Origin of the sequence: Streptococcus sp. HMSC078H12 (genome assembly GCF_001814615.1) — a bacterium.
Lineage (GTDB): Bacteria > Bacillota > Bacilli > Lactobacillales > Streptococcaceae > Streptococcus > Streptococcus salivarius_F.
Map to the genome: position 1 here is coordinate 231,032 of NZ_KV817343.1, position 10,986 is coordinate 242,017.

The 10,986-nt window shown below is 38.9% G+C and carries 11 protein-coding genes; 1 reads left to right on the forward strand and 10 read right to left on the reverse strand.

What is annotated here, in order from left to right; genetic code table 11:
- The 9 genes from HMPREF2979_RS08830 to queG all read right to left on the reverse strand — a co-directional run.
- Window positions 1-1,331, reverse strand: a 1,331-nt coding sequence (locus tag HMPREF2979_RS08830) for a GBS Bsp-like repeat-containing protein (RefSeq protein ID WP_186821190.1), incomplete at its 3' end; no start/stop codon positions are given.
- A gap of 158 nt (window positions 1,332-1,489) precedes the next feature.
- Window positions 1,490-2,047, reverse strand: coding sequence for a signal peptidase I (lepB, locus tag HMPREF2979_RS08835; RefSeq protein ID WP_070656294.1), 558 nt, complete (start codon window positions 2,045-2,047; stop codon window positions 1,490-1,492).
- Between the two features lie 121 nt (window positions 2,048-2,168).
- Window positions 2,169-3,398 carry a tetratricopeptide repeat protein gene (locus tag HMPREF2979_RS08840; RefSeq protein ID WP_070656297.1) on the reverse strand — a complete coding sequence of 410 codons (1,230 nt, stop codon included), beginning with the start codon at window positions 3,396-3,398 and terminating at the stop codon, window positions 2,169-2,171.
- The gene (locus HMPREF2979_RS08845; RefSeq protein WP_064524802.1) at window positions 3,388-4,566 is read right to left on the reverse strand and encodes an AI-2E family transporter; all 1,179 of its coding nucleotides are present in this window, start codon (window positions 4,564-4,566) and stop codon (window positions 3,388-3,390) included. The genes HMPREF2979_RS08840 and HMPREF2979_RS08845 overlap by 11 nt, the downstream gene beginning before the upstream one ends.
- Before the next feature lie 9 nt (window positions 4,567-4,575).
- A complete protein-coding gene (locus tag HMPREF2979_RS08850) occupies window positions 4,576-5,058 on the reverse strand; it encodes an NUDIX hydrolase (protein WP_037597740.1) in 483 nt (160 codons plus the stop codon).
- Between the two features lie 154 nt (window positions 5,059-5,212).
- Window positions 5,213-6,142, reverse strand: coding sequence for a permease-like cell division protein FtsX (gene ftsX / locus HMPREF2979_RS08855; RefSeq protein ID WP_003092823.1), 930 nt, complete (start codon window positions 6,140-6,142; stop codon window positions 5,213-5,215).
- Entirely contained in the window at window positions 6,135-6,827 is a 693-nt protein-coding gene (gene ftsE / locus HMPREF2979_RS08860; protein ID WP_002885005.1) for a cell division ATP-binding protein FtsE, read from the reverse strand. The genes ftsX and ftsE overlap by 8 nt, the downstream gene beginning before the upstream one ends.
- An 87-nt stretch (window positions 6,828-6,914) precedes the next feature.
- A protein-coding gene (prfB, locus tag HMPREF2979_RS08865; protein ID WP_096833329.1) for a peptide chain release factor 2 occupies window positions 6,915-8,013 on the reverse strand; the annotation gives its coding sequence in 2 pieces (ribosomal slippage) (window positions 6,915-7,940 and window positions 7,942-8,013; 1,098 coding nt in all).
- Between the two features lie 52 nt (window positions 8,014-8,065).
- On the reverse strand, window positions 8,066-9,184 hold the full coding sequence (gene queG / locus HMPREF2979_RS08870) for a tRNA epoxyqueuosine(34) reductase QueG (protein WP_070656299.1): 1,119 nt from the start codon (window positions 9,182-9,184) through the stop codon (window positions 8,066-8,068).
- A gap of 93 nt (window positions 9,185-9,277) precedes the next feature.
- Between queG and HMPREF2979_RS08875 the strand changes: the two genes are divergently transcribed.
- Entirely contained in the window at window positions 9,278-10,135 is an 858-nt protein-coding gene (locus HMPREF2979_RS08875; protein ID WP_048790814.1) for a metallophosphoesterase, read from the forward strand.
- A 25-nt stretch (window positions 10,136-10,160) separates the two neighbouring features.
- Here the strand turns inward: HMPREF2979_RS08875 and HMPREF2979_RS08880 are convergent, their stop codons facing one another.
- Window positions 10,161-10,907, reverse strand: a complete 747-nt coding sequence (locus HMPREF2979_RS08880) for an NADPH-dependent oxidoreductase (RefSeq protein ID WP_070656303.1) — start codon at window positions 10,905-10,907, stop codon at window positions 10,161-10,163.
- Window positions 10,908-10,986: the final 79 nt, after the last annotated feature.

The following is a 10,986-nucleotide window of genomic DNA, read 5'->3' on the forward strand; positions in this document are numbered from 1 at the left end:
TTATGCCAAACAAGATCATCCTGACCATTTTGTTCAGACCAGACTGGGATTACCACACCTGAAATACCACTTGGATTTGTCAGATTGGTGATAAGAACATCAAAGGTTCCACGATTTTTATCATTGTTAGCAATAGTTAAGGTTCCTTGAGTCTTAGTAATATCAAGTGTCACTTGTTTGCCACCTAGGCCAATGTATCTACCATCATTGTCAACCAAATAGACATGGGAATTATACAGACCGGTATCACCCTTATGGTTGCTTGAACGAACGGTTACCTTATAGTCTCCATTAGCTTGCTTAGCTGCCTTGTACCAGATGATATCATCTTGACCATTCTTTTCTGACCAGGTTGGAACCAAGACTTCTTTAAAACCTCGTGGGGCAACCAAGTTTGAAATGACAAGATCATAGCTACCAGTAGCATTGTAGAGACCAGTGATAGCAAGGTCGGCTTTGGGATTTTGGCTCTCTACTCCTTCATTTTCTAGGACGGAGTTGGTCGTATTGCTCAATGCATCCCATTCATAAAGTTTATAGGCTTCAATCAAAGAGATAAGTTTTCCGGGATAACTTGGATCTGTCGCATATCCTGCATTCTTCAGTTCCTGAGCCGCAACGCGATAATCTGTTTCATTCACAACTTTTCGGTAATTGTTTTTTCGCCACTCGGTACTCGTGAAAAATTTTGCATGGTCTACTACGCTATCATTCCATGAGGTATATTTTCGAAAAGCTGCATTGACGGTGATATAGTCACCATTAACATATTCCTGTGTAGGTACAGTTACTATTTCTCCATTCCAGTCCTCTGAATCCTTAATGCCAAAAAGATTATTGTTGGGAGCCTTAGCAAGTTCAGAGCTTCCCCAACCACTTTCTAGGATAGCTTGTGCTGCCGTAATAGAGGGAAGAACTCCTTCCTTGGCTCCATCCATAGCTCCTTGCTTAATGGCACTAAGAAATTGACTTTGATTCTGATCAATTTCGCTAAGATCACTTGCCTCTTGATAAGAGCTTGTGGTCACAGAACTATTGGTTAAGACAGCTATTTTTGAAGAATCTGCCAGACTTGTTTGCTCCTCCTCTAATACCTTTTCACTTTGTAGATTCATTTGACTCGTTGAATTATCGTGTACTCCTACTTCAGAATAACTCGCCTCGTGATTCTCTGTACTTTCTTTCAAAGTTGAAGATGTGTCAGTTGGTGATAACATTTCATCTGCTTTAGCCGAGTGACCAGACATGCCTAAAAATAAGATTGCTAGCATAACACCGCACAGTCCATAAGCTTTGCTTTTCTTAAATCCAAAATGAAATCCTAATTGCATCTTAATTTCCTTTTCTACTTACAATTTCTGCTGATTCATTTTAAGACGATGAAACTATCAGCATCATAAAGTCTTAAAATAAACCTTCACCAATTTATTCGCAAAAAAAAGCTAGAAACTTGTCAAAAGTTCCTAGCTTTTTTAGTAGTATTGAAATATTAATCGACATCAACGAAACCAAAACGTGATAGAGGATACAATCTGAAAGAGATAACACCTTTAATTTGGTCCTTTTCAATAAGACCAAACTTACGACTATCATCTGTATTACGACGGTTATCGTTCAGTACAAGATATTGACCCTTTTCAATCTTAGTTTGTTTATTATCTGTCAATGTTGCAATGGAAAAATCATCAGTGAAGAAGTTTCCAGGTGAAACTGTCGCCAAATAAGCTGATTTATCCTTGCTAATATAGGCTTCGTCAACTGACTTATCATTGACATAAAGGAAATCATCCATAGCTGTCACGCTCTTGCCCTCATCAGCAATAACACGTCCAATATATTCCTTGCCATTAACTGTATAAAGAATAAAATCTTTTTTCTGAGGTTCAACGTTTTTATTGAAAGTAACATAATCACCAGCGTGAATATAGTCATTCGCCTGATCTTCAGTCACACGGTGTGTTGAAAAGACAAAAGCTCTCAACAACAAAATCACTACAATGGCAAGAACTGCTATGATAATATTTCGAATTAAATCTCTCTTAACCATACTTACTCCTTATGGGTTCTAATAAAATCATAACATAAATAGAGAAATAAAAAAAGAGGGAGTGAGCAAGCTCAATGTATCTCTCCCTCTCTTTAAACCAAGGATTAAAGCCTTTCGCAGCTTAATAATCCTCAAGAAATGTTTGCATATTGACATCATCTGGAACTAAAGCGAGGTATTTTTCTGCTGTTGCACGCGCCTGATCTCTGTAACCAAATTCACGCAGGATATATGCATAATCATGGAGGAATTCAGGATTTTCAGATAAATCTGTAGCCAAATCTTGATAGATTTGAAAAGCTTCTTCTTCATCATCAAGTGCTTGGTAGGCCTTGGCAATGTTCCAGCGAGCCAAAACAGAATCAACTTCGTAATCGGCTAAAGCTACCAGATCCTCGTAACGTTCTTCTTCTAAATAGAGAGTACTTAAACGTAGAACAATCTCATCTTGGTCCTCAGCGAGTGGTAAGGCTTGCTTCAGATAAGATTCAGCAGATTGAGTGTCATGCAACTCGTAGGATAACTGTGATGCTAACAAAAGTAATTGAACATCAAAAGCATTTTTTGAAATCCCTTGTTGTACCATACGTAATGCTTCTTCAGTTTTATGTTCTGCATGTAAGGACAAGGCGTAAAAATACTCATAACCCTCGAAGTCAGCAGACATGGTTTCTATCTGCTTAAAGTAAAAATTAGCTTTTTGATACTCTTCTTGATCATAGAGCAAAGTAGCTAACTCAAAAGCAATGGTATCATCGTATTCAATTTCAATAGCTTTTTCCAAAAATTCACGAGCAGCTTCAAACTTACCTAGACTGGCATAAGCCTTACCAATGCGTTCATAAGTAGAAACGCCAGTCATTGCCAGGAGGTCACGATTATCCAATTTAGCATAGTATTGAATAGCTTGTTCAAAATTTCCAAGTTCAAATTCCATTTCAGCCAAACCAAAAATAATCAATGAGTCATCTGATAGTTGACTTGCCTCCAACAACTTATCACGTGCCACATCAGTTAAGCCCTCCATTTGATAGAGGTCTGCCTTTACAATTAAAGCAGACAAATAGTCGTCAGAGTCTTCAGGTATGGCATCCAAATAAAGAAAGGCCTCTTCAATATCGCCATCTTCGGCTGCAATTTGTGCTAGATTGACATTAACCTCTGGAAAATCAAAACGAACTTTTTCGTAAATTTCCTGTGCCTGTGGTAAGAAACCAATAGACTCTAGATATTGGCCCAACTCAACAAGAACCTCTGCAGGATCTTCTCGTAAAGCTTTTTTTAAATATTTGTCTGCGTGGTCTAAATCTTGGTTTCCAATAGAGGCAACCATTTTTTCACTATTTAACATCGTCTTTTTGCCCTTCATTTTCTAGATCATCTTGATAAAGATTACTTACAGAACGGTACCAATCAAAAATCTCTCTAACAACAACCTTGACAGATGCATAGATTGGAATCCCTAATAGGACACCCCACACACCGTAAAGAGATCCTGCTGTCAAGAGAATAAACATAATGGTAATAGGGTGAATGCTTAGTTTATTTCCCAAAACAAGTGGAGAAACAAAACGTCCTTCAATAGTTTGCTCAATGACAAAAATAATGAGGACCTTGATCAGCATAGCAGGTCCTTGCACCAGTCCCATGATTACAACTGGTACCATAGCAAGAAAACTTCCTAGATAAGGAACCATGTTTAGAAAACCTGCCATAATACCAAAAGTCATACCATATCGAAGACCTACAATCTTAAACATAATACAGAACATAATGGCAACGACAATAGCGACTGTAACCTGGCCTTGAACATACCCTTCGAGCTGACTATTAATATCTGAAAGCATACGAACAGTAGTTTCACGAAAGCGAGTTGGTAAGGCTGAGACAAAGCTATGTTTCATCTTTTGGCTATCTCTTAAAAGGTAGAAGAGAATGAAAGGTGCCAAAATGATAGCTACTGTCACCCTTGCTACTGTGCTCGCAAAAGTTCCAACCCATGTCAAAGCCGATGAAGAAAAGTTCTCAGCATAATTGACCATTCTCGCTGAGAAATCACTAAGCATGGACTCTAAATCACCATGGAAGTTAGAAAGAATAGGCAGATTAATCCAACGTTCCGTTTCACTATTGGCACGTGCAATATATGATGGTGCATTTCGTATCAAGATCAAAATTTGATTTTGTAAGCTTGGAATAGCTGTTGAAATCCCCCAAACCAAGAGCAAGCCAAGAATTGCGTAAATGACCAAGATTGACATGGTTCGGTTTAGTCCAGTTCTTTCTACAAGTAGTACCAAAGGTTTTATTAAATAATAAAGGAGCATGGAAATAACCAATGGCAACATAATAATGGTCATAAACTGGATGACGGGTGAAAAAATGGGACTAATCTTGGTAAAAATCAAAACCGTCAAACCAATCAAAAGTAAGATGAAAAAAGCTACGACAGCCTGATTATTCAATATCCACTTAAAAAACCATGTTTCTGAAAAATTTTCTGTTTTTTTACGCTTCATAGTTCCTCCCTATTTATCATAAAATGTTACAGTTTTATCTACCAAGTTCTGGTTCCGATCGTAGCTAAATTTTGCAGAGAAGAATGGTCTATCTTCAAGGATCCACTTAAAAATCTCATAGTCACCTTCCCAAGTTGGTTTAGATAAGACCTCATCATATGGTACCCATTCAAGCGTTCCTTCACGAGACTCCTCATCTGAGATGAGTTCTCCTTCAAAACCAGTTACCTTAAAGACATAGGTGTACCAATCATGACCAGGGGTAAATTCTGGGAAGGTAATCATACCTTTAAAATCCATCTCAGTCACTGTAAAATGTGTTTCCTCGAGAATTTCACGACGAGCACATTCATCTGGTGTCTCTCCAGCTTCTAGTTTTCCCCCGACAGAAATCCACTTTCCTTCATGAACATCATTAGGCTTTTTATTACGATGTAGGAGCAAAAGCTCCTTTCCATTGTCAATATAACAAATGGTAGCTAACTTTGTCATAATGCATCTCTTTTCCAATGTTTTTTAAATATTATACCAAATATGGGATTGGATTTGGGCTTTGAGCAGACGATTTTGAGATATAGTTAAAAATCTGCTTTTCTGAATATCCAGACAAACAAAAAGAGAACCAAATTGGTCCTCCTTTAATCTCTTAGTATTTCAAATAACGACGCATTGCCATACGTGACCCAATCGAACCGATAATAATACCGACTGCGAAAAGGGTTCCGATAACTGCATAGACAAACCACTCTGGATCATACATCGAAATACCACCTTTGACAAAATCTGGATTCAAAGATGAGTAAACCATGTGATACAAAAGATAAATGAGCCCAGAAGGAATGATGGCACCAAGTGCTCCAATCCAAGCACCTTCCATCAAGTAGGGACGACGAATATATGAATTCTTAGCACCTACCAAACGCATGATTTGAATTTCAGTCGCACGTGACATAATGGTAATACGGATGGTATTTGAAATCAATAGGACAGCCACAATCGTTAAAAGAGCTGTGGCAATGATTCCCCAAAATTGAACACGTTTCATAGTAGACATCAGAATTTCGGTATCTGACCCACCAAAGTTAGCATTATCAACGCCCTGAATGGCTTTAGCTTCCTTAGCAACTCGACTGACATCATCTGGTGATTTCGTTTGAACGATGTAAACATCAGATAGTGGGTTAGCATCCCCTGTCGCTGTTTCGAAACTTGACCCCATTGTTTCAATGAGTTGTTTCTTTTGTTCTTCTTTGCTAGAGAAGGTAACCTTATCTACACCTTTGATTTTGGTCAAAGCATCATAAATCTTATGGTAGTCTTTATTAGCAACAATCTGTCCAGAAAGTTCCTTGACTGTTTTCGAGGCATCTGATGAATCTGGATCCAAATAGACATTGACCTGAATGTTCTTTTCAATATCTGAAGCCAATTTCTGTGTATTTAAGATAACAGAGCCAAAGACACCTAAAAGTGAAAGAACAATCATTACCGAAAATACTGCCGTAAGTGTCGACAACAAATTACGTTTGAGATTCTTAATAGATTCTCCTAAATGGCGGAAAAAGCGTCTAATCATGGTAACCGTACTCTCCTTCCTCTTCATCACGAACAATACGTCCTTCCTCAATCGCTACGACACGATGACGAAGGTTATTAACGATAGTTGAGTTATGGGTTGCCATTATAATGGTAGTCCCTTGCAAGTTAATACGTTCAAGGACCTGCATAATTTCCCAAGAAATTTCTGGGTCCAGGTTCCCTGTTGGTTCATCCGCAATCAAAACTTTTGGATTATTTACAATAGCACGCGCAATAGCAACACGCTGTTGCTCACCACCAGACAATTGATTTGGGAACGAACGCATCTTGTGTTTAAGACCAACCAACTCGAGTACTTCTGCCACTCGTTTCTTGATATGACGAGGTTTCTCACCAATAACTTCCATGGCATAAGCAACATTTTCAAAAGCTGTTTTCTTTGGAAGGAGTTTATAATCCTGGAAAACAACTCCAATGGAACGTCTCAAGAGTGGAACGTCTTTCTTACGAAGTCGAGTTAAATCAAACTCTCCAACCTTCATAGAACCACTCGTTAATTTTTCTTCTTGGTAGAACAAGCGAATTAAACTTGATTTACCAGCACCAGAAGGGCCGACTAAGTAAACAAACTCCCCAGAGTTAACAGACAAATCAATGTGTCTAAGGGCTGTTGTTGACTTATCATACTTCTTAGTAACATCTTTTAATTCAATAAGAGCCATAATGTCAGTATTCAACTACTAAAGTAGCTGAACGCCTTCCTTTCATTGAGATAGAGTATATTAATACTTGAAATAAGTATGTTATTACTATTCTTCCATACGCCACTTGAGGTAGGCATCGATGAAGCCTTCAATATCCCCATCCATTACCTTATCAACCTGGGCAACTTCATAGCCTGTACGGTGATCTTTAACCATGGTATATGGCGTGAAAACATATGAGCGAATTTGGCTTCCCCAAGTGATTTCTTTCTTATCACCTTTCAAAGCATTCACTTCTTCTGCTTTCTTTTCTTGCTCCATTTGATAGAGTTTAGCTTGAAGCATCTTCATCGCACGGTCACGGTTCCCATATTGTGTACGGTCAACCGTTGAAGCTACAACAATACCTGTTGGAATGTGGGTCAAACGCACACCAGTTGAAACCTTGTTGACGTTCTGACCACCAGCACCACCTGAACGGAATGTATCCATCTTGATATCATCATCACGAATTTCAACTTCAATGGTATCATCTAATTCAGGCATAACTTCCACAGATGTGAATGAGGTATGACGACGTTTGGCAGAGTCAAATGGTGAAATACGAACCAAACGGTGGACACCCATTTCTGACTTGAGGAATCCGTAGGCATTAGGTCCTTCAAAAGCAAGGGTTACAGATTTGATTCCAGCTTCATCACCAGCCTGATAATCCAAAGTCTCAACCTTGAAACCTTTGGCATTTCCATAACGTTGATACATACGGAGCAACATATCAGCCCAGTCTTGAGCTTCTGTACCACCAGAGCCTGGGTGAATTTCCAGAATAGCATTGTTATGGTCATATGGTTCAGACAAGAGCAGTGTCATCTCGTAACTTGTCATAATCTTATCAAGTTTTTCGAGCGTTTCTTCGAGCTCTTCTTGAACACTATCATCTTCTTCCAACATTTCTAAATAAAGCTCTGTTTCATCAGAGAGTTCTTGCATATTGTTGAAAGTTTCGTATTTCATTTTGAGCTCATTTAACTCTTGTGAAGTTTTTTGAGCTGCAATATTATCATTCCAAAAATCTGGCTCAGTCATTCGGTTTTCAAGGAGCGCAATGTCCTCTTCCAAACGATCTAAGTCAAAGAGACCTCCCGAAGCTCACGAGCTTCTCTTGATTTTCAGAGATTTTTTGGCGAATTTCTGCCACTTCCATGGATAGGTTTCCTCCATTTTATAGTATTATGCTTAATTCTAGCATAAATCACTTAAATTTGCCATTTTGCACACACAAGTTCCCACTCGGCTTGGGATTCTTCATCCTTAGGTGAAAGATTCCGCATATAGTCTAACATAGCCTCATCAGGCTTCTTAACAATCTCTCCGAGAGCCCAAATGGCAGTTGCCGTGTGAATGGGATTATTATTCTTATCGATAATCTCCATCAGTTTGACAATAGCATTGCGATCATGAAGGTTAGCCAAGGCAATAATGGCATTACGTTGAAGAATATTCTTCCCTCGCCAAGATCCGGCAATCATCCCAAATTTCTCCTTGAAGGATTTGTTGCTCAGCTCAAGAAATGGAAGCAATTCGGGCATGGCAAGCTCAGGATCAATATCTGAAGCCAGTGGATTGTCGATACCTCTGTTATATGGACAGGAAATCTGACAAATGTCGCAACCATAGATAACAGTCTTTATCTTCTTTCGAAACTCCATATCCATCATCCCCTTATCTTGGGTTTGGAAGGATAGGCAACGACGGGCATTCATAGTCCCATCGCCAATGAGACAAGATGTCGGACAGGCATCCAGACAACGACGGCAATCCCCACAACCATAGTCTACTTCATGATCAGGTTCTATCTCTAGATTAGTGATAAGCTCACCGAGATACATGTAGGAGCCGTATTCTTTTGAAATCACTAGTCCATTCTTTCCGATAAAGCCTATTCCAGCTCGCTTGGCCACAGCTGTATCGACCAAGGCTCCAGTATCTACCATACCTTTATATTCGAAGTTTTCCGTCAGTTTTTCAATACCTTCTGCCAGACGTTTTAGTTTGTCCTGCAAAACATAGTGATAATCTAGGCCCCATGAATTTGGAGTGATTTTGCCCCGCTTAAATTCTGTTTTTTGGGGCTGTTGCGGCAACTTATGAGGATAAGCAACTGCAATGGAAATGATGGTTTTAGCTGATTCTAAGGTCAACTTAGGATAAATACGCTCTTCAATATTTTTATGTTCAAACCCTGTTGTCCGCCCTTCTTCGACTCCAAGTCGAAGGGATTTCTCCAGATAGGCAAAATCATCAGCGGTTGTAAAACCAATTTTTGAGATGCCAATTTCCTTGGCCATCTTTTGTATTTCTAACTTGATATCCATATTCTTATCATAATGAAAATGTAGTCCAAGGGCAAGTATTTTCCATCATCTTCATTTAGAGACAAGCCTTAACCTTTTTGTTACAATGTTTTTATGACAAGACTTGCGGTAATGAGTGATTTACATATTGATTTGAATCACTTTGAAACATATGAAATCGATACTCTAATAAAGTGCCTAAAAGATCAAGAAGTTAGCCATCTACATATCGCTGGTGATATTTCTAACCATTATTATGCTGACACAAAACCTTTCCTACGAAAACTGTCCAAGGCGGTCAAGGTTACCTATAATTTAGGCAATCATGATATGCTTGATTTAGATGATGAGCTTATTGATAATCTTGATTTTCAGGTGATTGATTTAGGAAGTAAGACCTTATTGGCTTTTCACGGGTGGTATGATTATTCCTATTCTGATGAAAAATTGGATAAGATTTTTAAACGTAAGAAACAACTTTGGTTCGATCGACGACTTAAGCGTTTAGGTACTGATCCGGAAATCTGTCAAACTAGTCTCAAGAAGCTAGATAATATCTTAAGTAAATTAAACACTCGTAACCTTATAGTTGCCATGCATTTTGTTCCTCATAGCCGTTTCACCATGACGCACGAACGTTTTAAACCTTTTAACGCTTATTTGGGATCTGAACAATTCCATCAGATTTTCGTCAAACATGGTGTTAAAGATGTTGTTTTTGGTCATGCCCACCGCAGTTATGGGACAGTAACTATTGACGGTGTAACCTATCACTCGCGTCCTCTTGGATACCGACGAGAATGGGACTTAACCATTGACTTTGTTTCCAATCACCCTGAACTCAATCCTACTGGAACATGGAACCTCTCCAAGCGTTACAACCTAGTCAAGAAACGGCCGGAGTTTTTAGAATATGAAAAAAAGGAACTAGCAAATGAGTTCCTTTCCTCTATGACACTATTCGATTTGTAGAACGACTCTTATGGGAGTCGTTTTTTTAGTCGATGAAAAATCCCTGCTTTTGAAGATCCTTCAAGGTATTAGCACGATTGGCAACGGATTTATCCATGGTCTTAGCAATCTGAGTCGTAAATTCATCAACCCTATTATTGAGATCGCGTAGGTCGTAATACTCATGGACTTCAGCGTCGTAATCTTTTAGCTCCTCTAAAGGATTTTCTAAATCCTGATAATAATTTTCCATATGGATGACGTGACGTGGCAAACGAGGTTTTAGCTGTGGTTCCTGATCTGGCCAACCAACTGCTAGGCCTACTGCAGGATAGACATACTTTGGAAGTTTGAGAAGCTCCGAAAGCTTGGCATTATCATTCAAGATACTCCCCAAGTAAACTGTTCCCATACCTAAACTCTCAGCAGCTACTACCACATTTTGAGCAGCAATCATTGCATCCGAAAAGGCTGAGATAAAGCGTTCGGGACTACCTTGCACAAAGGCATCAGCACCCTTTGCCTCTGCAATCAAAGTATTACGTCTTTGGTCTACAACAAATACAAAAAGATGCCCAGCATTTGGAATATAAGGCTGATTCGCAATTTCAGCAATTTCTTCCTTCAATTTTTGATCAGTAATACTGATAATCGAATAGGATTGCCTAAAATTACTAGTTGCCGTATGTCTGGCAACATCAACCAGAAGGTCAACTTCTTCCTGTGTCAAAGCTAGAGGTTTAAATTGACGGATGCTGCGGTGATTGAGTTGTGTCTTAATGGTCTCGTTCATGGCCTTCTCCTTAACTTGTGATCATTTCTCTTCAATTATAAACAAGACTCCTCCTGAATTCAAGATGTGATAAGAAAAA

Coding starts and splice junctions, on each gene's coding strand:
- HMPREF2979_RS08880 (WP_070656303.1), bottom strand. CDS start 10,907: ATGAACGAGACCATTAAGACACAACTCAATCACCGCAGCATCCGTCAA.
- HMPREF2979_RS08845 (WP_064524802.1), bottom strand. CDS start 4,566: ATGAAGCGTAAAAAAACAGAAAATTTTTCAGAAACATGGTTTTTTAAG.
- lepB (WP_070656294.1), bottom strand. CDS start 2,047: ATGGTTAAGAGAGATTTAATTCGAAATATTATCATAGCAGTTCTTGCC.
- ftsE (WP_002885005.1), bottom strand. CDS start 6,827: ATGGCTCTTATTGAATTAAAAGATGTTACTAAGAAGTATGATAAGTCA.
- HMPREF2979_RS08875 (WP_048790814.1), top strand. CDS start 9,278: ATGACAAGACTTGCGGTAATGAGTGATTTACATATTGATTTGAATCAC.
- ftsX (WP_003092823.1), bottom strand. CDS start 6,142: ATGATTAGACGCTTTTTCCGCCATTTAGGAGAATCTATTAAGAATCTC.
- HMPREF2979_RS08840 (WP_070656297.1), bottom strand. CDS start 3,398: ATGTTAAATAGTGAAAAAATGGTTGCCTCTATTGGAAACCAAGATTTA.
- HMPREF2979_RS08850 (WP_037597740.1), bottom strand. CDS start 5,058: ATGACAAAGTTAGCTACCATTTGTTATATTGACAATGGAAAGGAGCTT.
- queG (WP_070656299.1), bottom strand. CDS start 9,184: ATGGATATCAAGTTAGAAATACAAAAGATGGCCAAGGAAATTGGCATC.